This is a genomic window from Thiococcus pfennigii, from assembly GCF_016583835.1.
In the GTDB taxonomy this organism is placed as follows: domain Bacteria; phylum Pseudomonadota; class Gammaproteobacteria; order Chromatiales; family Chromatiaceae; genus Thiococcus; species Thiococcus pfennigii.
The window spans coordinates 1-24459 of the sequence record NZ_NRRW01000055.1 but is presented as its reverse complement, the minus strand read 5'-3'; the positions used below and the strand labels follow the sequence as shown (position 1 = coordinate 24459).

General features: G+C 68.6%; 24 protein-coding genes and 1 tRNA gene. 13 read left to right on the top strand and 12 right to left on the bottom strand.

Annotated elements, in window-relative coordinates; translation table 11 throughout:
- Positions 1 to 179 precede the first annotated feature (179 nt).
- Positions 180 to 1730 carry a 2-isopropylmalate synthase gene (locus CKO41_RS14890; protein ID WP_200382912.1) on the bottom strand — a complete coding sequence of 517 codons (1551 nt, stop codon included), beginning with the start codon at positions 1728 to 1730 and terminating at the stop codon, positions 180 to 182.
- A gap of 1071 nt (positions 1731 to 2801) precedes the next feature.
- On the opposite strand from CKO41_RS14890, the gene CKO41_RS14885 reads away from it, so the two are divergent.
- Positions 2802 to 3083: a type II toxin-antitoxin system Phd/YefM family antitoxin gene (locus tag CKO41_RS14885; protein ID WP_200250714.1), complete on the top strand. Its 282-nt coding sequence runs from the start codon at positions 2802 to 2804 to the stop codon at positions 3081 to 3083.
- Complete coding sequence (locus CKO41_RS14880; protein ID WP_200250715.1) at positions 3076 to 3402, top strand: type II toxin-antitoxin system RelE/ParE family toxin; 327 nt, start codon at positions 3076 to 3078, stop codon at positions 3400 to 3402. Before CKO41_RS14885 ends, CKO41_RS14880 begins: the two co-directional genes overlap by 8 nt.
- A 119-nt stretch (positions 3403 to 3521) precedes the next feature.
- Here the strand turns inward: CKO41_RS14880 and CKO41_RS14875 are convergent, their stop codons facing one another.
- Positions 3522 to 4388, bottom strand: coding sequence for a LysR family transcriptional regulator (locus CKO41_RS14875; RefSeq protein WP_200382911.1), 867 nt, complete (start codon positions 4386 to 4388; stop codon positions 3522 to 3524).
- A 176-nt stretch (positions 4389 to 4564) separates the two neighbouring features.
- Here CKO41_RS14875 and CKO41_RS14870 point away from each other — a divergent pair, with 176 nt between their 5' ends.
- From CKO41_RS14870 to CKO41_RS14860, 3 genes are read left to right on the top strand one after another with little or no spacing between them, the layout of a single operon-like run.
- Positions 4565 to 5206 (top strand): TusE/DsrC/DsvC family sulfur relay protein, encoded by a 642-nt coding sequence (locus CKO41_RS14870; protein ID WP_200382910.1) that lies wholly within the window; start codon positions 4565 to 4567, stop codon positions 5204 to 5206.
- A complete protein-coding gene (locus CKO41_RS14865; RefSeq protein WP_200382909.1) occupies positions 5207 to 5791 on the top strand; it encodes a CBS domain-containing protein in 585 nt (194 codons plus the stop codon). It abuts the gene before it with no gap.
- Positions 5788 to 6372 (top strand): HPP family protein, encoded by a 585-nt coding sequence (locus CKO41_RS14860; RefSeq protein WP_200382908.1) that lies wholly within the window; start codon positions 5788 to 5790, stop codon positions 6370 to 6372. Before CKO41_RS14865 ends, CKO41_RS14860 begins: the two co-directional genes overlap by 4 nt.
- A 581-nt stretch (positions 6373 to 6953) precedes the next feature.
- Here the strand turns inward: CKO41_RS14860 and CKO41_RS14855 are convergent.
- Both CKO41_RS14855 and CKO41_RS14850 read right to left on the bottom strand, forming a co-directional pair.
- Positions 6954 to 7880 carry a GIDE domain-containing protein gene (locus tag CKO41_RS14855; RefSeq protein WP_200250721.1) on the bottom strand — a complete coding sequence of 309 codons (927 nt, stop codon included), beginning with the start codon at positions 7878 to 7880 and terminating at the stop codon, positions 6954 to 6956.
- A complete protein-coding gene (locus tag CKO41_RS14850; RefSeq protein ID WP_200250725.1) occupies positions 7877 to 8446 on the bottom strand; it encodes a LemA family protein in 570 nt (189 codons plus the stop codon). Before CKO41_RS14850 ends, CKO41_RS14855 begins: the two co-directional genes overlap by 4 nt.
- Positions 8447 to 8627: 181 nt before the next feature.
- Between CKO41_RS14850 and CKO41_RS14845 the strand changes: the two genes are divergently transcribed.
- Positions 8628 to 8954 (top strand): HesB/IscA family protein, encoded by a 327-nt coding sequence (locus CKO41_RS14845; RefSeq protein ID WP_200382907.1) that lies wholly within the window; start codon positions 8628 to 8630, stop codon positions 8952 to 8954.
- Positions 8947 to 9375 carry a SufE family protein gene (locus CKO41_RS14840; RefSeq protein WP_200250730.1) on the top strand — a complete coding sequence of 143 codons (429 nt, stop codon included), beginning with the start codon at positions 8947 to 8949 and terminating at the stop codon, positions 9373 to 9375. Before CKO41_RS14845 ends, CKO41_RS14840 begins: the two co-directional genes overlap by 8 nt.
- Here CKO41_RS14840 and CKO41_RS14835 read toward each other — a convergent pair.
- Complete coding sequence (locus CKO41_RS14835) at positions 9363 to 9890, bottom strand: NUDIX hydrolase (protein ID WP_200250733.1); 528 nt, start codon at positions 9888 to 9890, stop codon at positions 9363 to 9365. The two genes, CKO41_RS14840 and CKO41_RS14835, sit on opposite strands and share 13 nt — an antisense overlap.
- A gap of 74 nt (positions 9891 to 9964) precedes the next feature.
- Positions 9965 to 10774, bottom strand: coding sequence for an MBL fold metallo-hydrolase (locus CKO41_RS14830; RefSeq protein ID WP_200382906.1), 810 nt, complete (start codon positions 10772 to 10774; stop codon positions 9965 to 9967).
- A 336-nt stretch (positions 10775 to 11110) separates the two neighbouring features.
- On the opposite strand from CKO41_RS14830, the gene phoB reads away from it, so the two are divergent.
- Positions 11111 to 11794, top strand: a complete 684-nt coding sequence (gene phoB / locus CKO41_RS14825; protein ID WP_200382905.1) for a phosphate regulon transcriptional regulator PhoB — start codon at positions 11111 to 11113, stop codon at positions 11792 to 11794.
- Positions 11795 to 11890: 96 nt separating this feature from the next.
- A complete protein-coding gene (gene phoR / locus CKO41_RS14820) occupies positions 11891 to 13390 on the top strand; it encodes a phosphate regulon sensor histidine kinase PhoR (RefSeq protein ID WP_200382904.1) in 1500 nt (499 codons plus the stop codon).
- A gap of 15 nt (positions 13391 to 13405) precedes the next feature.
- On the opposite strand, the gene CKO41_RS14815 is transcribed toward phoR, so the two are convergent.
- The 3 genes from CKO41_RS14815 to CKO41_RS14805 form a co-directional block, all read right to left on the bottom strand.
- Complete coding sequence (locus CKO41_RS14815) at positions 13406 to 14542, bottom strand: SPOR domain-containing protein (protein ID WP_200382903.1); 1137 nt, start codon at positions 14540 to 14542, stop codon at positions 13406 to 13408.
- Positions 14543 to 14668: 126 nt separating this feature from the next.
- Complete coding sequence (locus CKO41_RS14810; protein WP_200382902.1) at positions 14669 to 15199, bottom strand: DNA-deoxyinosine glycosylase; 531 nt, start codon at positions 15197 to 15199, stop codon at positions 14669 to 14671.
- Positions 15200 to 15256: 57 nt separating this feature from the next.
- Positions 15257 to 16702, bottom strand: coding sequence for a DUF2867 domain-containing protein (locus CKO41_RS14805; RefSeq protein WP_200250740.1), 1446 nt, complete (start codon positions 16700 to 16702; stop codon positions 15257 to 15259).
- Between the two features lie 187 nt (positions 16703 to 16889).
- Here CKO41_RS14805 and CKO41_RS14800 point away from each other — a divergent pair, with 187 nt between their 5' ends.
- The 4 genes from CKO41_RS14800 to CKO41_RS14785 all read left to right on the top strand — a co-directional run bounded on the left by CKO41_RS14800 (position 16890) and on the right by CKO41_RS14785 (position 21730).
- The gene (locus CKO41_RS14800) at positions 16890 to 18215 is read left to right on the top strand and encodes an MFS transporter (RefSeq protein WP_200382901.1); all 1326 of its coding nucleotides are present in this window, start codon (positions 16890 to 16892) and stop codon (positions 18213 to 18215) included.
- Between the two features lie 177 nt (positions 18216 to 18392).
- Positions 18393 to 20048 (top strand): tetrathionate reductase family octaheme c-type cytochrome, encoded by a 1656-nt coding sequence (locus tag CKO41_RS14795; protein WP_200250743.1) that lies wholly within the window; start codon positions 18393 to 18395, stop codon positions 20046 to 20048.
- Positions 20035 to 20688, top strand: a complete 654-nt coding sequence (locus tag CKO41_RS14790; RefSeq protein ID WP_200250746.1) for a cytochrome b/b6 domain-containing protein — start codon at positions 20035 to 20037, stop codon at positions 20686 to 20688. The genes CKO41_RS14795 and CKO41_RS14790 overlap by 14 nt, the downstream gene beginning before the upstream one ends.
- 64 nt (positions 20689 to 20752) lie before the next feature.
- A complete protein-coding gene (locus tag CKO41_RS14785; RefSeq protein ID WP_200250748.1) occupies positions 20753 to 21730 on the top strand; it encodes a PDC sensor domain-containing protein in 978 nt (325 codons plus the stop codon).
- Between the two features lie 214 nt (positions 21731 to 21944).
- On the opposite strand, the gene CKO41_RS14780 is transcribed toward CKO41_RS14785, so the two are convergent.
- The 3 genes from CKO41_RS14780 to dnaG form a co-directional block, all read right to left on the bottom strand.
- Positions 21945 to 22020: transfer RNA gene (locus tag CKO41_RS14780), tRNA-Ile, on the bottom strand.
- Between the two features lie 63 nt (positions 22021 to 22083).
- Positions 22084 to 23931 carry an RNA polymerase sigma factor RpoD gene (rpoD, locus tag CKO41_RS14775; protein ID WP_200250751.1) on the bottom strand — a complete coding sequence of 616 codons (1848 nt, stop codon included), beginning with the start codon at positions 23929 to 23931 and terminating at the stop codon, positions 22084 to 22086.
- Positions 23932 to 24026: 95 nt separating this feature from the next.
- On the bottom strand, positions 24027 to 24459 hold a 433-nt coding region (gene dnaG / locus CKO41_RS14770), incomplete at its 5' end, for a DNA primase (RefSeq protein ID WP_521963514.1).

The following is a 24459-nucleotide window of genomic DNA, read 5'->3' as shown; positions in this document are numbered from 1 at the left end:
GCCGGGGCGGGCGGTGTCGCGATGGCGGCTGGCGGCGGCGTCAGCGGCGGTGCGGCCGGGCGTTCGGCGCGCGCCGGGGCGGCGACCACTGGCGCCGCCGGTCGATCGCGCCGGCGCCACAGCGCCACCCCCATCGCCGCCAGGTAGCGGTCGCGGCGTTCGGCGTCCAACGCGGTGCCTCAGACGTCGCCGGTCTGCGGGTGGGCGCGCTGCTCGGGCTGCAGGAGCCGGTTGCAGGCGTGGATGTAGGCCTTGGCCGAGGCGATGACGATGTCCGTGTCCGCGCCCTGGCCGTTGACGATGCGCCCGCCGCGCTCGAGCCGCACCGTCACCTCGCCCTGGGCATCGGTGCCGCTCGTGATGCTGTTGACCGAGTAGAGCCGCAGCGTCGCGCCGGTGGCGACGATGGTCTCGATGGCGCGGAAGGTCGCGTCCACCGGCCCGCCGCCGTCGGCCTGTCCGGCGCGCTCCGCGCCGTCGACGAGCAGCACGACATCGGCCACCGGCGTCTCGCCGGTCTCCGAGCAGACCCGCAGCGAGACGAGCTTGATGCGCTCGTTGGCGGCCTCGAGGGTGGTGTCGGTGACCAGGGCCTGGAGGTCCTCGTCGAAGATCTCGTGCTTCTTGTCGGCGATCTCCTTGAAGCGGGCGAAGGCGGCGTTGAGTTCCTCCTCGGAGGCGAAGGCGACGCCGAGCTCCTGGAGCCGGGTGCGGAAGGCGTTGCGCCCCGAGTGCTTGCCGAGCACCATGCGGTTCTGCGCCCAGCCGACGTCCTCGGCGCGCATGATCTCGTAGGTCTCGCGGTTCTTGAGGACGCCGTCCTGGTGGATGCCCGACTCGTGGGCGAAGGCGTTGGCCCCGACCACGGCCTTGTTCGGCTGGATCGCGAAGCCCGTAATGCTCGAGACCAGGCGCGAGCAGGGCACGATCTGGGTCGTGTCGAGGCGGGTGTCGCAGTCGAAGAGGTCCTGGCGCGTGCGCACGGCCATGACGATCTCCTCGAGCGCGGCATTGCCGGCACGCTCGCCGAGGCCGTTGATCGTGCACTCGACCTGGCGCGCCCCGGCCCGCACCGCGGCGAGCGAGTTGGCCACCGCGAGCCCGAGGTCGTTGTGGCAGTGCACCGAGAAGACCGCCTGGTCGGCGTTCGGCACCCGCGCGAGGAGGGCGGCGAGGAGCCCGCCGAACTGCTCGGGGATGTTGTAGCCGACCGTGTCCGGGATGTTCACGGTGCGCGCCCCGGCGGCGATGACCTCCTCGATCACCCGGCACAGGAAGTCGAGCTCCGAGCGCCCGGCGTCCTCGGGCGAGAACTCGACGTCGTCGGTGTAGCGCCGCGCATAGCGCACGGCGTGCACGGCCTGGGCGACGACCTGATCCGGTGTCATCCGCAGCTTCTTCTCCATGTGGATCGGCGAGGTCGCGAGAAAGGTGTGGATGCGCGGCGCCGCGGCGCCGGCCAGCGCCTCGCCGGCGCAGTCGATGTCCTTCTCCAGCGCCCGCGCCAGGCCGCAGACGGTGCTGTCGCGCACGGCCTCGGCGACCGCCTTGACCGCCGCCGCATCGCCGGGGCTCGCGGCCGGGAAGCCGGCCTCGATCACATCGACGCGCAGCCGCTCCAGGGCCCGGGCGATGCGCACCTTCTCCTCGCGGGTCATCGAGGCCCCGGGGCTCTGTTCGCCATCGCGCAGCGTGGTATCGAAGATGATCAGGTGCGACTTTTCGCTCATGGGGGGCCTCGGGCCTCGGCTCGGTAGGGCAGGTGGGCAGACGGAGAATGGTCCGCGCCGCCGAGCCATCCTGTCAACGCCTCCTCGTGCCTGTGCCAGGGCTGATCCGTTCTGCGGCCTTTTTCGCTGAGGGTGAAGGGTTGGCGGTCGATCCTCGACTGGGTGGTGCGCAGGCGAATGCTCGCCTCTCGCAGCGGTCGAGACGGCGGCCGCGGAGGCCCATCCCGCACGGGCGTGCCAATGACCGCGCGGCACACGCGGCCCGGTTAGCCCCGCGCGCCGTAACCCGAAAGCCGGCAACGCGGCTCCGAGTAACGCCGCTGCCGGGTTACGGCGCGTGCAATCCTTTGTTTTAACCAGGACCGCCGTGCCAGCGCGCCCAACCCCGCGCCCTCGCACGGCGCCGCGGCCCGTAGGTCGGGTTAGCCCCCCGCGGGGGCGTAACCCGACGGCCGACACCGTGGCGCCCTCCGAAGCCCCTGTCGGGTTACGGCGCGCGCCATCCTTTGTTTTACCCCAACCGCCGTGCCAGCGCGCCTCACCCGACCTACGGGCCGTGCCATCGGCGCAGGCGACGCCGGCGGATCAGAACGGATCCGCCGTGGTGCCTCTGCCCACCCTACCGGGTCATGCAGCGATTCGCCGCGCCGTCGTCGGTTTAGCCTCTCGGGGCCTGACCAGACAGCCGGCAACCGGCTGCCACCGAGGCGGACTTCGGGTTCCGGTGCGCACCAGCCCGTTCCTTCTCGAAGACCGCCGTGCGGGCGCGCCTCACCCGCCACGGCTCCCCGAGGTAGGAGCCGGCTTGCCGGCGATTGGCCGCGCCCCCGGGTCGCCCGCAAGCGGGCTCCTACCCGTGCAGGCGACGCCTGGGCTGGGCCGCCGCGGCGCGGCGCGGGCAAGCGGGCAATGTCCGAGCAGGACCAGGAGGCTTCTCGGTCTTATGGAGGGAACGGGTCCGACTTTCGCGCGGATGGTCGTCAGCGGTTCGATCCTGCCCTTGTGTTCGCGTTGGAAGGTCCGTAAACAGCTGCTATGTTCTGGTCCAGTGAATTCTGGAGATCGAAACCCATGAGCGTGAAGTTGTCCGAGGACGTGGTGCCCTTGACCGACCTCAAGATCAATCCAGGGCGTGTCGTGCGGCAGGCAACCGAGACCCATCGTCCCGTGCTGCTGACGAGCCGGGGTCGCGGGGTGGCGGTCGTTCAGTCAGTGGCGGATTTCGAGCGAGACGCGAACGAGCGAGACTTCATGCGAGCGGTCGTCGCCGGCCTCGCCGATCTGGATGCTGGTCGGGAAGTGTCGCTTGCCGAGGCCAAATCTCGGCTCGGCTTGTCCCAGACGGATGGTTGAGATTCGAGTCACGCTTTCCGAATCCGCTCTCGGTGATTTGCAGGGCATTCGGGAATGGTACGAGGAGCAAGGGGTTCCAGAAGTCGGCGCGCGACTCCTGCTTGATCTCCTCGAGCAAATCGAGCCCCTCTCGGATCATCCCGACATGGGGCGCATCGTTCCTGAGTTTGGCCAGACCTTCCTGCGCGAGTTGATCCGTCCGCCATTTCGGATCGTCTACCGCATTGATCGGGGGCGAGTCCGTATCGTGCGCGTTTGGCGTAGCGAGCGCCTGTTGCGGCTGCCGCCTTCCGACCTGTCGCCGTCTCCAGAGGACTGATTGTTCGATCGAATTCGAAATGGGGCTCGGGCCGTGCAATGAGGTCCCGGCCCGGGCGAGGCGAAGTCGATGCCGCACTGGGGTGTTGATGCGGTGGCGAGCTTCTCCATCGTCTTTTGTCAGGTTGTGGCGCCAGCGCCCCCCGGAACACTGGTGATCAGCGCGCGCAACTCCCCGAGCGCGCGCTCGACCACGGGCGGCGCCCCCTCCGACGGATAGACCACATAGGTCGGCAGCCGCAGGCTGGGGCTGTCGGTGACCTGCTCGAGACAACCACCGGCCAGATAGGAGGCCGCGACCCGTTCCGGCACGAAGCAGGTCCCGCCATTGGCCAGGATCAGCTGGAGGCCGAGCCAACCGATGTTGGCGGTCTGCGCCGGGCGCTCGAACCCAGGATAGACCTTGCGGTGCTGGGCGAAGAAGGTCGGCCCCCAATCGACGTAGACGTAGCTGTCGTCCAGCTGGCGCCGGTCCGGGTCAGGGCCGACCAGGATCAGGGTCTCGTCGAACAGATACTCCACCTCGATGCCCGCGGCCTGCTGCGGGCTGTACATCAGCGCCACATCCATCGTGCCGGCGATGACCCGGCGCATCAGGTCCTCCTCGAAGCCGATCTCGGTGTTCAGCGACACGTCGGGTAGGTGCTCGCGCAGGCGCCCGATCCAGCGCGGCAGCAGGGTGTCCCACAGGGCGATGCGCGCGCCCAGCGTCAGGCTGGCGCGGAAGCGGCTCGGGAGGCCGACCTCATGGCGCGCCTGCTCGTAGGTCAGCAGCAGCGTCTTGGCGTGGCGCAGGAAGCGCTCGCCGGCGCTCGTCAGGCTGGCGCCGGCGCGGTTGCGCACGAACAGCCGCGCGCCGAACTGCCGCTCCAGGCTCTGGATGCGGGCACTGACGGTCGACTGGGTGACGTGCAGCCGCGCGGCCGCCTCGAGGAAGCTGCCCTGGGCGGCGACCGCGAGGAAGGTCTTGACCTGGTCGATGTCCATCCATTCCCTCTCCTTTTTGTATCGCTATGCGCGATATTAATATCAAATAAATTTCGTTTGTATGAATTTAATGTCGGTCTTACTCTCATCCCAATCGGAGGCGGTCGGACGGCCGCGCTCGAACGAGTGTCCCCGGGGCGAGGCGGCCTTGGGGTTGGCGAACAGGAGGGTACGAGATGATCTCAGTCAAGGTCTCGATGAAGGCGACCCGCGAGCCGTTGAAGCGCACCCCCGTGGTGCTGGAGTTCGACGCCGATGGCGCCGCGACGCCGCCGGTCCTGACCGACCGCGATGGCGTCGCCCGCTTCGATCGGCCGCCCGGCAGCGGGCGCGTCCTGGTCTCGGGCCTGCAGCGCTACGATGGCCGCCTCGCCGGTGAGATCCCGATCGAGCTCTGGTCCATCCTCCAGCCGGAACAGGACTCCAAGGGCGGGCCTGGCGAGCTGCCGAGCGGCAGCAATGCCTACCCCGGCATGAGCACGCGGCGGCTTCAGGTCGGCGACCAGGCCGTCCTGGTCGACAGCGAGGGCTATCTCGTCGACCCGCAGGACTGGTCGGAGGGCTTCGCCCGCGCGCTCGCCGCCGAGGAGGGCCTCGCCCTGACCGCCGAGCACTGGGAGTTGATCCGCTATCTGCGGGCCTACTATGTCCGTCACGGCGTGCAGGCCTCGGTGCGCGACATGATCGCCCACTTCCGCGAGGTCTGGGGCCGCGAGCAGGGCAGCAACCGCGGCCTGCACCGGCTGTTCCCGCGCGGTGGGCCGCAGAAGCAGGGCAACCGCCTGGCCGGGCTGCTGCGCACCAAGGGCGAACACTGAATGTCCGCCCAGGAGACGGAGTTGACCGACGAGGACGTGCTCGATGCGATGCGCCGCATCCCGGGGTACCTCGACATCAGCACCGAGGACTTTCGCGCCATTTACCAACTGGCCCGAGCCCATGCCAGCGAGCGCCTGTTCCAGCAGGTGAGCGCCGGCGCGCTGATGCGCATAGGAGTAGCGCCGCTGCGGTCAGAGATGCCGGTCGGTGAGGCGGCGCGAGCGCTGGTCATGCAGGATTGCAAGAGCCTGCCGGTCGTCGATGACGCGGGGCAGGTCGTCGGCATCCTCACCGAGACCGATCTGCTGCGCTGTCTGGGAGTGGGGTCCTATCTGGAGCTGCTGTTCGACGCCGTCGAGCACATCCCGGTCGTCGAGGAGCACTGCGGCCAGCGTTCCGTGACCGAGGTCATGACAGCGCCCGCGATCACGGTCAGAGAGCAGGATGGCTTCACGGCCATGATGCGTGCCTTCCGTCGCCATCCGGGCCGCACGATGCCGGTCGTCGATGCCGCCGGGCGCCTGCGGGGGATGCTGCTGCGCAAGGATTTCCTGCACGCCTGCCACATCGAGGACGGGGCATGAGGCCGGGCGGCCCCCCGGGCCAGCGGCCCGCGCAGGCCCTTGCCAGGTACCTGGCCAAGATGCGCGGTGCCAGCCGCGGCGCACCGCCGCGGGTTGGCAACGCCGAGGTCTTCTGGTCCTGGCTCGGCAGCCTGGTCGGCATCGGCCTGGTGGCCTGGCTGAATGGCATCTGGCTCGCCGAGACCGATGCCCTGCTGCTGATCGGCTCGCTCGGCGCCTCGGCGGTCTTGCTCTACGGCGCGCCGCGCAGCCCGCTCGCGCAGCCGCGCAATCTGATCGGCGGTCATGTCCTTTCGGCGTGCGTCGGGGTCTCGGCCTGGCTGCTGCTCGGCCCGATCCCCTGGCTGGCCGCGGCGCTCGCGGTCTCGACCGCGATCGCGCTGATGCACCTGACCCGCACCCTGCACCCGCCCGGCGGCGCCACCGCGCTGATCGCCGTGATCGGCTCGGATCAGGTCCACGCGCTCGGCTACCTCTTTGTGCTGGTGCCGGCCGCCCTGGGGCCGCTCCTGATGTTGCTGGTCGCGCTGCTCGTCAACAACCTGGCCCCCGGGCGCCACTATCCGGAGTCCTGGTTCTGAATCCCAGCGTGGCCGCCGGCCGCTTTGCCCAGGACGTAGTGGCTCGTGTCAGCGAACAATGTGCGTCACGAGGGGACGTGGTCCGCGGTTTGTCCATGGGGCTGCGGCCACCGCCGGGCCAGGAGCGTGCTGGCATGGCTCGCTCGGCAGGCTGGCCCGCGTGGTGCGGGGTGTCCAGGTCACGAAGTCGCGCTTTCGCTCTGGACCGATGGGTGGGCCGTCGAGCGGGGCGACATGTCGCCAAGGCGCGGCGGGCTGGAGGCAGGCGGCTCGAGGCGCATCATAGCGCCCGCAGGTTGAACCCAAGAGCGGCAGTTGACCGCTTCAGGATGGATTGAAGTCGCTGAAAATAATCGCAAAGAGGCCTTACGTGGGACCGGCTCACCCGCTCGGTGAAGGGCGCTACGGCGCCCGATGCACGTCGCGCGCGACGCCCGGCGGTGTTACGAGTCGTGGCAATCGCTTGGCGATTGCGCCGCCTTGTGCCTTGCCGGAGGCCCCGCGCGGCGCACCTCCGGCACCGTCCAACTGTCGCTCTTGGGTTGAACCCATCTCGGATCCGTCGGGCGCCGTTTCCCGGGTTAGAGACCCAGCCCGCCGGGGGCGAGCCGAGCGGTGAGGGCGAAGGCGACGCCCCCGGCGAGCAGCATGAAGCCGGCGGTGCCGCCGAGTGCCTGCCAGCGCAACCGACCGAGCAGGGCGAGTTCGCCGAGCGTGGAGATCAGGTAGGGCTGGCGTGGGTCGGTCGATCGCGTCACCCGCGACAGGGTCGGCGCGGAGGCGAGCCGCGCCTCGGCTTGCTCGGCGATCCGGCGGGCCTGCTCACGCAACGCCTCCCACGCGGCGAGGTCGATCTGTCCATCGGCGGGGCGCGTCAGCTTCGCCATTCGGGCCGGATCCCGCTTCCAGGTCCGGAGCAGGTGGCGAACCAGCCGGTCCCGCTCGGCGGTGCCGCGCCTTGGCGTCTCGAGGCGCCCGAGCACATAGGTCTCCTCGCCGGCGAAGATGCGCTCCTCGGTGAAGCGATATCGGCCGCTGGCGAACCAGCTGGAACGGGCCGGCTTGGGGGTATCGCGCCGCGCCCCGTGCCAGCGGTCGACCGTGCGGCAGGTCGTCGCGGCCCCCGCTGGCTCGACCAGGCAGCGGCCGGTCCCGTCATCGATGAGAAAGGGTTCCTCCGAGGTGCCCTGATCGACCGTGACCCAGCGGCTGTTGCGGCCGCTGCGCTGCTCCTTCTGCACCCGGTAGCGGTACCAGACGCAGGGCAGCCCCGTCAGCGGCCCGACGAGGGGGGCGTGGTGACTGGCGGCGCGACCGCAGAGCTCGACATAGCCCTGAGGGGCGGAGCGGATCCGGGCGCGCGGCGTGTCGAGGACCAGGCGCAGCCGCCAGAAGGCGTTCAGTCCCTGATAGAGGGCAATGACGGCGATGACCGAGACGATGAGCGCGAATGACCAGAAGCCCTCGGGGTCGGCCTCGATCGCGGCCTGTCGAAGGTCCTCGATCATCCGAACAGCTTGGCGAGATCGACATCGGCACGGGCCTCGGCAAACTCGAGCAGCTCGAAGGCCTTGAAGCCGAAGGCGCGCGCGACCAGGGCGTCAGGGAACTGCTCGATGCGGACGTTGTTGAGATTGACCCCGTCGTTGTAGAGCTCGCGCCGGTCGGCGATCGCCTCTTCGAGCTGCGAGATCCGCGTCGAGAGGTGCTTGAAGGCCTCGTCAGCCTTGAGTGCCGGGTAGTTCTCGGCGAGCGCGAAGAGCTGGCCGAGGCCGGCGCGCAGAGCGGTCTCGGCCGTCCCGAGACCCGCGACGTCGCCCCGCGAGCGGGCCTCGAAGACGGCCCCGCGTGCCCGGATGACCCGCTCCAACGTCTCCTGCTCATAGCCCATGTAGCGCTTGCAGACCTCGACGAGCTTGGGGAGTTCGTCGTGGCGTTGCTTCAGTGCGACATCGATATTTGACCAGGAACGGGCGACATCGTGCTTCAAACGCACGAGATTGTTGTAGATCAGCACGCCGTAGATCAGAACGACCAGGGCCAGGATGGTGACGATGATCGCGGTCAGGTCCATTGCTGCTCCTGTGCGGGCGGTGACGGGAGGGGAGGGAGGCGCTAGTCTATCGCAGAGTCGACCGGGCGTCGGTGCGCCGCGGGCGAATCCGGACCCGGCGCTTGAAATGGTCCGGCGGGGCGGCTATCTCGGGGGTGACCAGGGGTTCCTGGCGTTAAGGGTCGATTGGAGAGGAATCGCGATGGCAGTGACATTGACCGAGGCGGCGGCGGAGCATGTCGCCGGCATGATCGCCAAGCGCGGCCAGGGGATGGGCCTGCGCGTCGGCACGAAGAAGGCTGGTTGCAGCGGCTTCGCCTACGAGGTCGACTATGCCGACGAGGTAGGCGGCGATGACGCCGTCTTCGAGAGCCATGGCATCAAGGTCGTCGTCGACCCGGCGAGTCTCGCGCGGATCGACGGCACCGAGATCGACTTCGTCCGCTCCAGCCTGCTCAACAAGGGCTTCGAATTCCACAACCCGAAGGTCAAGGATGCCTGTGGCTGCGGCGAGTCCTTCAATGTCTGAGGCCCTCGCGCAGGCGCAGATCGAGGACATCGTCGAGACCTTCGATCTGCTCGGGGACTGGGAGGCGCGCTACCAATATCTGGTCGAGCTCGGCGAGCGGTTGCCGGCGATGGACACCGCCGATCAGGCGGACGCCAACCGCGTGAAAGAGTGCATGAGTCTGGTCCATGTCGCCGCGCATCCGGTCGGCGACGGGCGTATCCGCTATAGCGGCGATTGCGATACTGCGATCATCAAGGGGGTCGTGGCACTCCTGGTCGAGCTCTTCTCGGACAAGACCCCGGTCGAGATCGAGGATCTCGACGTCGACGAGTTGTTCACCGGTCTGCATCTCGACGAGCACTTGAGCCCCAACCGCCACGTCGGCGTCTATGCCATCGTCGGCAAGATGAAGGCCCAGGCCGCCGCCTACGCCCCCTGAGCGGCCGCCAGGAAGAGGCCGGTCAGCGTCTTGGCGTCCGTGATCCGGCCCGTGCGGCACCATTCGAGCGCCTCGTCGAGCGTGATCCAATGGATCTCGATCAGCTCGTCGGCGTCGTGCGCATGGTCGGAACGTCGCAGGCGCCGGGCCGCGTAGAGATGGACGACCTCGGTGAAGACCCCGGGTGAACTGTGAATGAGGCCCAGGTCGGACCACTCCTCGGCGCTCACGCCGGCCTCCTCGGCGAGTTCACGCCGCGCCGTGGTGAAGGGTGTTTCGCCAGGGTCGATCTTGCCGGCCGGCAGCTCCCAGAGCCAGCCCCCCGCGGCGTGGCGATACTGGCGCAGCAGGCAGACCCGCCGGTCCGCATCGAGCGCGACGGCGGCGGCCCCACCCGGGTGCTCGATGATCTCCAGCTCGACCCGGCGGCCATTGGGCAGCGTCACCGCCTCGATGCCGACATCGACGATGCGCCCTCGAAAGACCTGCCGCCGCCCCTCGTCCCGCTCTGCCATAGCCTCTCCTTCGCCGTTCTTAGCGTTCGCCGTCGGGCTATGATACGCCTTGCCGCCGGCCAGTGTGCGCCGGCTCAGCCGGCTGCCTCCAGGCGAACGACCGTTTCGCCGCCGCGGACACGCTCGCCGGGCGTGGCATCGTCTGGTGCGGCCAGGTCGAAGACCTCGCCGCGGCGGGCGATCCGGTAGCCGTGCTCCTCGATGCGTCGACCGGCCTCTTCCGACTCGTAGTGATAGAGGATCAATCGGCGCCGCTGCTCGGGCTGGTACTCCAGCGGGAGGTCCTCGATGCCGGTATGCGACGGGCTGCGGGCGTTCGCGCAGTCGTGGAAGATCCGTTCGCCGTGGCACGCGTAGCGGCACAACACCTCGGGGATCGGCCGGGTGTCGCCGGTGTAGAGGAAGCGTCCCGGCAGTGCGAGCCCGAAGGCGGTGAGGAAGTCGTGGTGGCGGACCGGGAAGACGCGAAACAGGAGCCGTTCGTGCCAGAACTGGGCCGAGACGGGGATCAGCTGGAAGGCATCCCAGAAGTTGCGGCCCCCTTCGGCTAGGATGCTCGGATAGTCAGCGAGGCGCTGTTGCAGGATCGCGACCAGCGGTACCGGGCAGAACAGGCGCGGGGCGGCGCCGTGCACTGGGGCGAGTCCGGTTGCCAGGCGGTAGAAGAGCCCCTCGAGGCCGCCGATGTGATCCAGATGGGTGTGGGTGACGAAGAGGGCCTCGGGCAGGGCGCCGTAGGTGCCGAGATAGGCGTCGATCGTGCCCGGACCGCAGTCGATCAGCAGACTGGGACGGCCCTCGACCTCGAGCACGGCGGCGGACGTGCCGAGGGTCGATGCCAGCGCGTTGCCGACGCCGAGAAACCTGAGACTGAAGGCCGACACCGGGGATGGTCTCCTGATGAGTGAACGGGGCGGACGCCGTCCCGGCGCCTGCCTCGATGAGGGCACCTTCGAGAGTCCCAGGTGCCAGCGCGGGGCCGGGATGCCCTACCCCTTTCAGCCGCGCCAGCGATGGAGAACGAGGCGAAGGGGGCATCGCACTCGCGTTGCGACTCGAACAAGTGTCCGGCCGGCGACCTCTCGAGGTCCCCATGAGCCTACCAGTGTCGGATGACGGTCCGCTTACCGGCCAGCGGACGCCGTAACCTGTCCGTCATTGGTCGTAAATAAAATGTGCGGCAACCCGATCGTGCGAAACAGACATGAGTTTCCGAGACTATGGCCACCATCCTGATCGTCGACGATGAGCCCGATATCCGCGAGGTGATCCGCTTCGCCCTCGAGGAGGCCGACTTCCATGTCCTGGAGGCCGGACACGCCGATGAGGCCCGCAAGCTCCTTGCGACGGAAGCGCCGGACCTGCTGCTGCTCGACTGGATGCTGCCCGGTCGCTCCGGGCTGGAGCTGGCGCAGCAACTCAAGCAGAGCCCGAAAAACCGCAATCTGCCGGTCATCATGGTTAGTGCCCGCGGCGAGGAGGAGGATCGCGTCAAGGGCCTCAATACGGGGGCCGACGACTACATCTCCAAGCCCTTCTCGCCCCGTGAACTGGTCGCCCGCGTCAATGCCGTCCTGCGCCGGGCCAAGGCCGATGAGGTCGCCGACCATGTCGAGATCTCCGGTCTGCGCATCGACAATATCAGCCACAGGGTCAGCGCCGGTGGTCGCCCCATCGAGATCGCGCCGACCGAGTACCGCCTGCTGCACTTCTTCATGACCCATGCCGATCGGGCCTTCAGTCGCTCCCAACTCCTCGATCAGGTCTGGGGCGACCAGGTCTACGTCGAGGAGCGCACCGTCGATGTCCATGTCCGCCGCCTGCGCAAGGCGCTCGAAGAGACCGGCCATGACCGGCTGCTGCAGACCGTGCGTGGCGTCGGCTACCGCTTCTCGGACAAGTAGCGCGACGCAACGTTCCCCCTGCACTGGTGCACTGCGGAGCGACGCCGGTCGCCGCGGAACGGCCGCCGCGTCCGCGGCGTTCGCGAGGACTGCGGGATGAAGGCGAGTCCTTTGCGTGGGAGCGGTACCTCGTCGCGATGGTTCGGCCTGTCGGCGACGGCCCCCGGGCGCACCTTCCGCGCCCTGCGCCGGCCGCTGCTCTTCGAGGCGGGGCTGTTCGGCGGTGTGCTCGCCGCCGCGTCGGCGATGGCGCTGCTCGGGTTCGGCGGCCCATGGGTCTGGCCCCTGCTGCTCCTGCCCTACATCGGTTGGCACCTCGCGCAGTTGGTGCGTCTCACGGTCCTGAGCCGCCGCCAGCACCGGCTGGCACCGCCGTTCCCGCCCGGCCTGTGGGGCGAGATCTACCGCACCATCGCCCAATACCAGCAACGGCGCCGCAAGCGGCGCAAGCGCCAGGTGCGCTTCGGGCGTCGCTTCCGCGAGGCCGCCAACTCGGTGCCGGATGCCCTCGTGATCCTCGACAAGCACAAGCGCATCGAGTGGGCCAATCCGTCCGCTGGTCCGCTGATGGACGTCCACTGGCCGAATGACGACGGGCGCCCGCTGACCGAGATCCTGCGTCACCCCGAGCTGCACGCACTCATCGATGCCGGTGAATACATGCGCCCGATGGACCTGGCCCCGGCCCACAATCGGGCGCTCATGCTGTCATTGCGCATCACCCCGTTCGGCGAGCGCAAGCGCCAGCGCCTCGTCGTCGCACGCGACATCACGAAGATCTACCACCTGAACATGATCCGGCGCGACTTCGTCGCCAACGCCTCGCACGAATTGCGTACGCCGCTGACCGTCATCGCCGGCTTCCTCGAGACCCTCGCCGACTCGCCGCAGACCCCGGAGGGCCACCGACGCCCGCTGAACCTGATGCGCAACCAGTCCGAGCGGATGCGTTCGATCATCGAGGACCTGTTGATGCTCTCGCGTCTCGATATGGTCGACCAGACCGGCCAGCCGCAGGCCGTCGACGTCTGGGCCGAGCTGCACCACATCCTGCACGAGGCCCAGGCCCTGAGCGAGGGGTCGCATCACTTCACCGCCGAGATCGACCGGGATCTGCTGGTCGCCGGCCACCAGGTCGAGCTGCGCAGCGCCTTCTCGAACCTGATCTTCAACGCCGTCAAACACACCCCCGCCGGCAGCCGAATCCGCATCGCCTGGCAACGCGACGCCGACGGCCCTTTCTTCGCCGTCGAGGACGACGGCGAGGGCATCGAGCCCGAACACCTGCCGCGCCTCACCGAGCGGTTCTACCGCGTCGACAAGGCGCGCTCGCGGCTCTCCGGCGGCACCGGGCTGGGGCTCGCCATCGTCAAGCACGTGCTCAATCGCCACAACGCCCAGCTGCTGATCGCGAGCGAGCCGGGCGAGGGCAGCACCTTCACCTGTCGTTTCCCCCCCGAGCGGGTGACCCGCCGCGTCGACAGCGCAGCGGGGGGCTCGGAGGATGCCTCGATCGACGCCGATCGGGCGCCCGAGCGGCGGGTCGAGGCCGCGCCCTGCGGCCGGCGATCATCCGCCGGTCAGGTATCTCGCTAGCGTCCGTGCAGTCCCTCACGGCCCCAGTCGCATGATCTCCGTGCCCGCAGGCAAGCGGCGCACGAGCGGATCGAGTGCTAGCAATTCCGCCGGCAGGTCCGCGCGGGCCGCCACGGCATCGCCGTAACTCGGATACAGGCTGTGGATCACCACGAACCAAGGCCGGTCTTGGTGCGTCTCCTCGCGATAGAAGACGGACGCGGGGAGGTCGTCGCGGGCGGCGAAGGCGAATAGCTGGTCGCGGTCGAAGTAGCCGACGAGCTGGAGGGCGTACGGCCGATCGGCGATGCGGACGAGGTCATGGCCGGTATCGCCCGTGGCCGATGGTACCTCTGCGCCTGGCTGCCCGCTCGTGGCGGGCTCGGCCTCGTCCGGCCCGGATCGGGGCTCGCTCGGAGCGGCCGGCGGCGTGGTCCGCTCCGAGGCCCGCTCCGAGGGTGGTTCGTTCGCCGGCGATGGCGCAGCGGTGGCGGGCGTCGTATCGGCGGCGTTGCCGGCCGGCGCTGACTTGGTCGCGGTCGTGCGCTCGGCGAGGCGCTCGCGCAGCGCGGCAACCTCGCCGGCGAGGCGCCGCTGGTCTTCTTCGAGTCGTGCGAGGGCGGCGCTCAGATCCGCGACCTCGGCGGCGGCCGCGGGCCGCGGCTGATCGCCGAGGTCGGCGACCGTCGTGCTCAGCGCGGCCAGGCGCGCCTCGATGGCGGCGAGGTCCTCGGCCTGAACGCCTTCGCGCTCGGCCTGGAGCGGCGCGCCCGCCGGCGGTCGGTCCCAATAGACGAAGGCCAGGGCGAGGATCACGAAGGCCGCGAGGCCGAGCATCGCCCAGCGGGTCGCGCTCGCCTGCCGATGCAGGCGCGCGGCGACCTCCTCGTCTTGGCCCTGGCGGGCCCGTTGCAGCAGCACCGCCGTGCGACGCCGGTCGTCGTCGACATCGGCGATACGCTCGATCAGCGAGCGCTCGATCTCATCCAGGCGCGCATGCAGGGCCGCGACGCCTGCGGCGAGGCCGCGGGTCGCGGTGTCGGCCGGGCCGTCGTCCGGTTCGGCCGACGGCGACGCCCAGATCGGCATGGCCGTGGGGTCGAACTGGTCGTCGGGCGCGGGTCGGGCGCCGGGCTCGGCGTCGCCCGTGGCGGTCCCTTTGTGCTGCTGCATCGACGCTCCTCCTGTGACGGGTCGAGGAAGGATCCCGAAAACGGCGGTCGCCCCTTCGCCGGGGATTCGAGTGACGGTGGTCGTCGCCGAATGGATGCGACATGATCCCCTAGCGGGGCAGTATCCTCAACTCGCGATCTGCGCGAGCCGTCCGGCGAGCACGGCATGCCAGGCGCGGGCCTTGTCGCCCGACGACATCCCAGCATGGGCCGGGCTGGTCGAGGGCAGGCGGCAGGTCGCGATCGCGCGGGCCGTGGGGCTCAGGCCGGGGCGCACCCGCCTGTGGTACTCGCGTTCGGCGGTCCCGCCGTTGAAGGCGACCAGGTCGATGTCGGGACAGGCGTCGAAGAGGGCCTGGAAGTCGTTGACGCGGATGCTCGCCGGGCGGATCGCCGTGTCCAGGCTGCCGATGCGCTCGCACTCGGCCATCACGTCCCAGAGGGCGATGCCGGCGGCGACCAGGGCCGTCGTGCGCTCGGCGTAGTCGGTCGCGGGGTCGATCCCGAGCAAGGCCGTCATGATCGGCCAGAAGGCGTTGCGGGGATGGCCATAGTACTGCCCGCGGCGCAGCGAGGCCTCGCCCGGCATCGAGCCGAGGATCAGGGTCCGGGGGCGGCCGCCGACGATCGGCGGGAAGGCGACCTTGCGTGTGGACACGGGTGAACGACCTCCGCAGGGTCGGACGGGCTCGCGCCGAGGCTCGGGGCGCGCCGCTCAGTCGCGCGGCGGGGCCGTCCGGGTGGCCGCCTCGGCCAGTTCGGCGATCCGCCGGGGCAGGCCATCGAAGACCAGTCGGTGCAGCGGCGCCAGCGCATGCCAGTAGAGGAGCCCCCAGACGCCGGCCGGGTGCCAGTAGCTGGTGGCCGTGATCCGCGTCTGCCCGGCGGCGAGCGGCTCCAGCGCGAATTCGAGGACCCCGGCCCCCGGGGCGCGCATCCCGAAGCGCAGCGTGAGGCGCCGCGGCGGGTCCATCGCGACGACCCGCCAGGAGTCGATCATGTCGCCGACGCGCAGCTCGCTCGGGTGGCGACGCCCCCGGCGCAGGCCCGGACCGCCGAGGAGCCAGTCGAGGACCTCGCGGCTGCGCCAGAGCCAGTCGAGATAGTAGTACCCACGCGGCCCGCCGATCCGTGCGACCTGATCCCAGACTGCCTCGATCGGGGCCTGGGCCGTGGCGCTGCCGCCGACCCGTTTGGCGTAGAAGGCGAAGTCTGGGCGGTAGTCGCGGAACATCAGGGCGCCCTCGGTCCAGCGCGAGGCGACGGCGTTGGCCCGCTCGGCGGCGAGCGTCGCCGCGACGGCGGCGCGGAAGTCGAGCAGCCGCTGCGGCACCAGGGCGCGCGCGGCGGCGTCGTCGGCGACGATGTCGTGGGCCAGACCCTCGATCAGGGCGCGGGCGATGTTGGTCGGCACCGAGGTGACGAGCCGCAGCCACTTGGCCGACAGACCGGGCGTGAGCACCGGCACCGGGATGATGACCAGCGGGCGGCCGAGGATCTTGGCCAGCGTGCGCATCATCTCGCCGTAGGTCAACATCTCGGGGCCGCCGACGTCGTAGATCCCACCGGCCGTCTCGGGCCGCTGGGGCAGGCGCACCAGGTATTCGAGCAGGTTGTCGAGCGCGATCGGCGGGGCCTTCGAGTCGACCCAGCGTGGCGTGATCATCAACGGCAAATGGTTGACCAGATCACGCATCACCTCGAAGGCGGCCGAGCCCGGCCCGACGATGATGCCGGCGCGGATCTCGGTGACCGGCACCGCGCCGAGGCGCAGCCGCGCGCCCGTGTCGCGGCGCGACACCAGGTGTTCGGAGCTGGCGTCGGGCGGCACCAGGCCGCCGAGGTAGACGATGCGCCCGACGCCGGCCTCGGCGGCGGCCCGGGCGAAGTGGTCGGCCGCCACCAGGTCGAGCCGGCCGAAGTCGCGCCCCGCGGCCATCGAGTGGACCAGGTAGTAGGCGATGTCGACGTCGGCGAGCGCCGCCGGCAGGGTCTCGGGCTCGAGCGCGTCGGCGGCGACCAGTTCGACGCCCTGCCAACCGCGCCCCGCCAAGACCTCGGCGTTGCGCGCGGCGGCGCGCACCGGGATCCCGCGGGCGAGGAGGTAGGGGACCAGGTTCGAGCCGATGTAGCCGGTGGCACCGAAGACGAGCGTGCGCATCCTGTTTCTCCTCGGGGCGTGCGGGTTGGCGGTCGGGATCGGCCGTCGCGGGGCGACGGGGGTGGCGTGCCTCGCGGCCGAGATGCCTCGGGGCGCGCCCGATGCCCCTGGCGTTCACGGCCGTTTCCTCTATATTAGGCGCCCTCGGGCCTATTGCCACGGTCGTCATCAGGGACCCTGTCGCGCCATGTCACACGAACCGCCGCCGGAGAAGATCGGGCCGATCCACTTCGCGCCATCGATCACACGGACCAACGCCTGGACCTTCCTCTATGCCGCCTTCGTCTCGATCGGGCTGCTGACCTTCATCACCGTCGGGCAGACCTACATCCTCAACGAGCACCTGAAGGTGGCGGTCTCCGAGCAGGGCCGGATCAGCGGCGACCTGGTCTTCCTCACCGAGATCGTCGCGCTGCTGCTGTTCGTCCCGGCCGGGATGCTGATCGATCGCATCGGGCGCCGGCCCGTCTACGTCGCCGGCTTCCTGCTGCTGGCGATGACCTACATCCTCTACCCGCTCGCGACCTCGACCGGCGAACTCTTCCTGTTTCGCGCCATCTATGCCGTCGGCATCGTCGCCGTCGCCGGCGGCCTCTCGACTGTGTTGGCCGATTATCCGGCGGAGCGCTCGCGCGGCAAGCTGGTCGCGGTCGTCGGGCTGCTCAACGGGCTTGGCATCGTCTTCATCAACCAGGGCTTCGGGATGCTGCCGGAGGTCTTCACGGGTCAGGGCTTGAGCGGCACCCAGGCCGGTTTCCTCACCCATGCCATCATCGCGGGGTTGGCGGCCGTCTCGGCCCTGGTCATCGCCCTCGGCCTCAAAGGCGGTACGCCAGTCGCACGCCAGGAGCGACTGCCGTTCAGGGAGCTCTTCGTCAGCGGCTTCGCCGCGGCACGCAACCCCCGCATCCTGCTCGCCTATGGGGCGGCCTTCGTCGCCCGCGGCGATCAGTCCATCAATGCGACCTTCCTCGTCCTCTGGGGGACGACCGCCGGCCTCGCAGTCGGGATGGAGTCGGCCGAGGCAGTCAAGCATGGCACCTTCATCTTCGTCATCAGCCAGCTCGCGGCCCTGGTGTGGGCGCCGATCCTCGGACCCCTGATCGACCGCCTCAATCGGGTCAGCGCCCTAGCCCTCGGTATGGCCTTCGGTGCCATCGGCAATCTGGCCGTCGTCCTGCTCGACAACCCGCTCGCCTCCTATGGGGTCTTCTTCTTCGTCCTGCTCGGCATCGGCCAGATCAGCGTGTTCCTCGCCGCCCAGTCGCTGATCGGTCAGGAGGCGCCGGTGGCGAAGCGCGGGTCGGTCCTCGGTGCCTTCAACATCGCCGGGGCGATCGGCATCCTGCTGATCACGACGAGCGGCGGACGGCTGTTCGACGGCATCGATCCGCGTGCCCCATTCGTCGTCGTCGGTACCATCAATGTGCTGTTGCTGGCGGCCAGCCTCTACGTCCGGCTCAAGGCGCCAGGCAAGGCGCCGGGCGAGATCGAGGCCGAGACGCCAACCTGAGAGGCGATTCCGACGGCCCTGGGCAAGTGTCCAAGTCGTCGCCGGGGTTTACCCCAAGAAGTGACGGGACTATGCTCGCCTGCAGCCCCGTCCGAGGCGGCGGGGCGAAACGGATAATAGCGAGCTTGGGACAGCGGATTCCGAGCCAAGTCAAGATCCACCGGGAGCGACCCACCCATGCGACGTCTCACGACCACTCTGTTGCTTGGCCTGTGTCTAGGGCTCGTGTCGGGAGGCCTCGCCGCCGCCGAGCATGCCCCGGCCCCGCCGCCGCCGGCGGAGCCCTTGCCACCCCAGGTCTCTGGCCCCCTCACTGGCGGCACCGCCGACCACACGAAGTTCGAAGTCCTGCAGCAGCCCTTCGCGGACGGGCCGGCGGTGACCGAGGCGTGCCTCAGTTGCCACACCGAGGCCGGCCAGCATTTCATGAAGAACATCCACTGGACCTGGGAGTACGTCAATCGCGACACTGGGCAACTGCTCGGCAAACGGCACCTGATCAACAACTTCTGCACCAATGCCCGCGGCAACGAGGGGATGTGCGCCCAGTGCCACGCCGGCTACGGTTGGAAGGACGAGAGTTTCGATTTCACCGACGAGACCAACATCGATTGTCTCGTCTGCCACGACAATACCGGCACCTACTACAAGACCCCGAATAGCGGGGGGCATCCCGCCTGTGCGGTCATGTTCGAGGACCTGCCGCCGCTCGATCTGACCTATGTCGCCCGGAACGTCGGTCTGCCGCGGCGCGCGAACTGCGGAAAATGCCACTTCAACGGTGGCGGTGGGGACAACGTCAAGCACGGCGACCTCTCCACGGCGCTCATCGATCCGCCGCGCGAACTCGACGTGCACATGGACAAGGACGGGCTCAACTTCGCCTGCACCGCCTGCCACCTGACCAAGCGCCACCTGTGGGCCGGCAGCCGCTACGACGTCATCGCCAAGGACACTGAAGGTACCGGCAAGCCCGGCGAGCGGCGCGACGTGGCCACCTGCGAGTCCTGCCACGGGCTCTCGCCGCACCCGGTCAACTCGGTGGCGAACTTCAAGCTCAACGACCACATCGCCAGCATCGCCTGTCAGACCTGCCACATCCCCGAGTTCGCCCGCGGCGGCGTGGCCACGATGGTCGAGTGGGACTGGCGCACGGCCGGCAAGACCCGCGACGGCGAGGGTTATCACGAGCACGGCTACATCCAGGGTAACGGCGAGGACCGCTACGTCTACAAGTCGATCAAGGGCAACTTCACCTATGGCGAGGATCTGGTGCCCGAATATGCCTGGTTCGACGGCCAGATGCGCTACACGACCATCCACACCCGCTTCGATCTCGATGCGCAGCCGATCGAGATCAATAGCTTCACGGGTTCCCGGCACGATCTGGACTCGCGGATCTGGCCCTTCAAGCGCATGCGTACCTGGATGCCGGTCGACGAAGGCAACGGCACCCTGGTCTACGCCCACCTCTGGGGCGAGGACGAGGCGGCCTATTGGGGTGGCTACGACATGGGCGTTGCGATCGAAAAGGGCATGAAGGATTTCGGCCTGGACTATTCCGGTGACTATGGCTACGCGGAGACCATCTCCTGGTGGCCCATCACCCACATGGTCGCGCCGAAGGAACAGGCCCTCGCGTGCCGCGATTGCCACGCCGCGGACGGGCGCCTCGATGGGCTGGGCGATATCTATCTACCCGGGCGCGATCACAGCCGCTGGCTCGACAATGTCGGCCTCCTCGCGGTGCTGGCCACCCTGATCACTATCCTGGGCCACGCCCTCATCCGCCGCTTCACCAACAGGGGAGATTCGCACGATGGCCACGCGTGAGGTCTTGATCTTCGGGCGCTTCGAGCGCTTCTGGCACTGGGGGCAGATGGTCCTGATCGTGCTACTGATGTTCACCGGCTTCGGCCTGCACGGTTTTCACAACCTGCTCGACTTCCGGGTCGCCGTCACCCTGCACACCTTCTCGGCCTTCGCCTTGCTGATCCTCTGGCTCTTCAGCGTCTTCTGGCTGTTCACGACCGAGACCTGGCGGCACTTCCTGCCGACCGGTCGTGGCCTCTGGAGGGTGCTGCGCTTCTACAGTTACGGTATCTTCAAGGGCGAGCGGCATCCCTACCGCAAGGCCTACTGGCGCAAGCACAATCCGCTGCAGGCGTTGGCCTATCTGATGCTCAAGATCGTGCTGTTCCCGCTGATCTGGATCACCGGCATCGCCTACCTGCTCTACTTCCTCTGGCGGGGCTTTCCGTTCTCGAGCGAGATCCTCGAATGGATCGCCCTGATCCATACCGGGGCCGCCTTCGCGATCCTCGTGTTCGCCTTGATCCACATCTACATGCTTACGACCGGACACTCCTTCTGGGAGCACGTGCGGCCGATGGTCACCGGCTTCGACAAGGTCGAACTGACGCCCGAGGAGGAGGCCTACCTGGAGAAGGACCAACCGGCGATGATCCGCTGACAGGGCCGGCTCGGGACTACCGCGCGCTGGCCGCGCCGCCGGCTCGACCCGGGGACCTCGGTCGATGAGCGATGCACTGAAGACCGCCGTCGCACGGCAGCGGATCCTATTGCAGGGGCAACTCGCGAGCGCCTTGGAGCGGTTGGCCGCGCCCTGTCGTGCCGTGTGGCCGGACCGCCGCGCGCTCGAGTCGCTCCTGGTCGCGGCGCTGCCGAGCCTGCCCTCCTGCAAGTACCTCTATGTCCTGGATGCCGAGGCGCGCCAGATCACGTCCAACGTCTCGGCGCAGGGCCTCCTGCCCGAGCACTTCGGCCGCGACCGTAGCGCGCGTCCGTATCTCGCCGACGCGCTCGGTGGCGCGCGCTTCGCCCTCTCGCCGGCCTACATCAGCCGCAACGCACGCCGGCCATCGCTCACCGCGGTCCAGCGCATCGGCGACGACGACGCGGCGGCCCGCCCGCTCGGTTTCCTCGGCGCCGATTTCGACCTGCGCGACCTGCCATTGACCCGGCCACTCTACGAGCAACCCGAGCAATGGTTGCAGCTCAAGGGCGACCCGGCGATCCGCGGGGGGCTCTTCCAACAGCAGCGCGTCGAGAGCCTCATGGACCGGCGCATCGACGAGATCCTCGACCTGCTCGCGGAACTCATCGCGGCCCACGGCGTCTTCCACGGCAAGCTGCACTTCTCCAGCTCTCGGGCCACGCTGTGGTTCCTCGACGATCCGTATCGCTACCGTATCCTGGACTACGAGGACCTGGCCGATCCGGGGATCTGCCTCGCCTATGCCCAGCGCCCCTATCCGGGCGACGCCGCCGTCCCGCTGGAGCGGGTGCCGGACGTCCTGGAGACCTTCCGCGCGTTGCGCTTCATGGACGAGAACATCTATCTGCGCTCGGGATCGCTGAACATCTTCAACGGCATCGTCGGGCTCAATTTTTCGTGCGACGGGTCGCACTACATGCCGTGGGCGGAGTTCCTCGACAAGAATCTGGGCTTCTGGCTCGGCGTCGGCGAGGCCTGCGCCGTGGGCGTGCCTTGAATGATGCCGTATGCTTGTTCTGTGATAGCTGCGCCGAGCCGCCGTTCAGGCGTGGCCGGGGCCGATTCCGTCAACCCGCAAGCCCAGAACTGCGGTTGATCCGCCGGTCAGCGACACCCCGCCGCGGCGACACCGCAGGCATCCATGGTATCGGCGTCAGATCGACGCCGACGAAAAAGGCCCAGGCGATGTCTCGCCTGGGCCTTCTTCTCCTTGGTGGGCCGTCAGGGATTTGAACCCCGGACCAAGGGATTATGAGTCCCCTGCTCTAACCGCTGAGCTAACGGCCCGCGAAAGACGGCGGGCGCATGGGGCGTGCGCCCGGGTGGTCGAAGTGTAGCAGACGCGCCGCGTCAGTCGGCGTCGAGGAAGCTGCGGAGCTTCTCCGAGCGGGTCGGGTGGCGCAGTTTGCGCAGGGCTTTGGCCTCGATCTGGCGGATCCGCTCGCGCGTGACGTCGAACTGCTTGCCGACCTCTTCGAGGGTGTGGTCGGTGTTCATGTCGATGCCGAAGCGCATCCGCAGGACCTTGGCCTCGCGCGAGGTGAGGCTCGCGAGCATGTTTTGGGTCGCCTCGCGCAGGCCTTCCATCGTCGCCGACTCGATCGGCGAGATTACACCCGAGTCCTCGATGAAGTCGCCGAGGTGGGAGTCCTCGTCGTCGCCGATCGGCGTCTCCATCGAGATCGGTTCCTTGGCGATCTTGAGGACCTTGCGCACCTTCTCCTCGGGCATCTCCATCCGTTCGGCGAGCTCTTCCGGGGTCGCCTCGCGGCCCATCTCCTGGACCATTTGGCGCGAGATGCGGTTGAGCTTGTTGATGGTCTCGATCATGTGCACCGGGATGCGGATCGTGCGGGCCTGGTCCGCGATCGAGCGGGTGATGGCCTGGCGGATCCACCAGGTGGCGTAGGTCGAGAACTTGTACCCGCGGCGGTATTCGAACTTGTCGACCGCCTTCATCAGACCGATGTTGCCTTCCTGGATCAGGTCGAGGAACTGCAAGCCGCGATTGGTGTACTTCTTGGCGATCGAGATGACCAGTCGCAGGTTGGCCTCGACCATCTCCTTCTTCGCCCGGCGGGCCTTGGCCTCGCCGATCGACATCTTGCGGTTGACCTCCTTGATCTCGCTGATCGTCAAGACGTTCTCGCGCTCCAGTTCCTGGAGCTTGCGCTGCGCGCGGCGGATGTCCCCCGCCGACTCGGTGAGCCGCGCGGCGTAGGGCCGGCCGCTCGCGAGCAGGTCGTCGAGCCAGGCCGGGTTGGTCTCGTTGTCCGGGAAGGACTCGATGAAGGCCTTGCGCGGCATGCCGGCCATGTCGACGCAGGCGGTCATGACGACCTTTTCCTGGTGGCGAATGCGCTCGATCGTGTCGCGCAGGATCTCGGCCAGCTCTTGGAAGACGCTGGCGACCAGCTTGAACTGCAAGAAGACCTCGGAGACCTCCTTCATCGCCGCGCGCGAGCGCTGATCGTCGCGCCCGAACTGCTCGAGGTGCTGCTTGAGCACCGCATAGCGCTCGCGCAGCAGTTGCACCCGGCGCGCGACCTCGTCGGGGTCCGGCCCGGTGTCGGGCACGGCGCCCTCGTCGTCATCGTCGCCATCGGCATCGGCATCGTCGCCATCGGCGGCGGCCTGCGGCTGTTCCTCCACGGCCGCGGTCGACGGGGACGCCTCGGGGGCCTCATCGCCGTCGTTGAAGCCGGAGATCACGTCAGCGAGACGGACCTCGTCACGCTCGACCCGCTCGAAGACCTCCAGCAGCTTTTCGATCGCGCGCGGATAGATCGACAGGGCCGTGAGGACCTGGTTGAGTCCGTCCTCGATGCGCTTGGCGATCTGCAATTCGCCCTCGCGGGTCAGGAGCTCGACGGTGCCCATCTCGCGCATGTACATGCGCACCGGATCGGTCGTGCGCCCGAATTCGCTGTCGACGCTCGCGAGCGCCGCTGCCGCCGCCTCCGCTGCGTCATCGTCCGAGACCGCCGAGTCGCTGAGGGTCTGATCGATGCTGTCCGGGGCGGTCTCGTGGACCATGATCCCCATGTCGTTGATCATCCGCACGATATCTTCGATCTGCTCAGGCTCGACGATGCCGGGCGGCAGGTGGTCGTTGACCTCCGCATAGGTCAGAAACCCCTGCTCCTTGCCCTTGGCAATGAGCTGCTTCAGCTGCGACTGTTGCTGTTCTTGATCCATGGGATACCTTGGGAATCGGGGGGATCAGTGGGGTGGAAAACTGAAAAGTATAGCAAGTTCGTGCGATGTTTTGTCAGTTATCCCTATCATCGGGATTATCGCTCCCGGATCAAGCCCTTGCGGATCAACTCCTTGTCCGCGTCGCTCCATTGCGACGGACTGGTCTTGGCGAACAACTGCTGCGCCGCCTGTTCGCGCGCCTGTCGATTGAGGGCCTGAAGCGCGCCATGCAACTCCGCGGCGAGGCCCTCCGGCGGGATGTGGCCGATCAAGGTCGGGTCGCTCAGGCGGTTGAGGTGGCGCCATGCGTCGCTGTCGCGCCAACGTTCGAGGAGCGCGGAGGGTGTCAGGCCGGGGTGTTTCACGAGGGTCTCGAGCAACGTGTCGAGCAGCCTCGTCCCTGGACTGGACAGGCCCCGCCAGTGGTCCGGTACGGCCGCCGCGTCGGCGTGCAATTGAGGGTGTTGGAGCAGGATGGCAAGGGCCAGGCGCATCGGCGTCAGGGTCAGGCGCGCTGCCGGGGGTGGG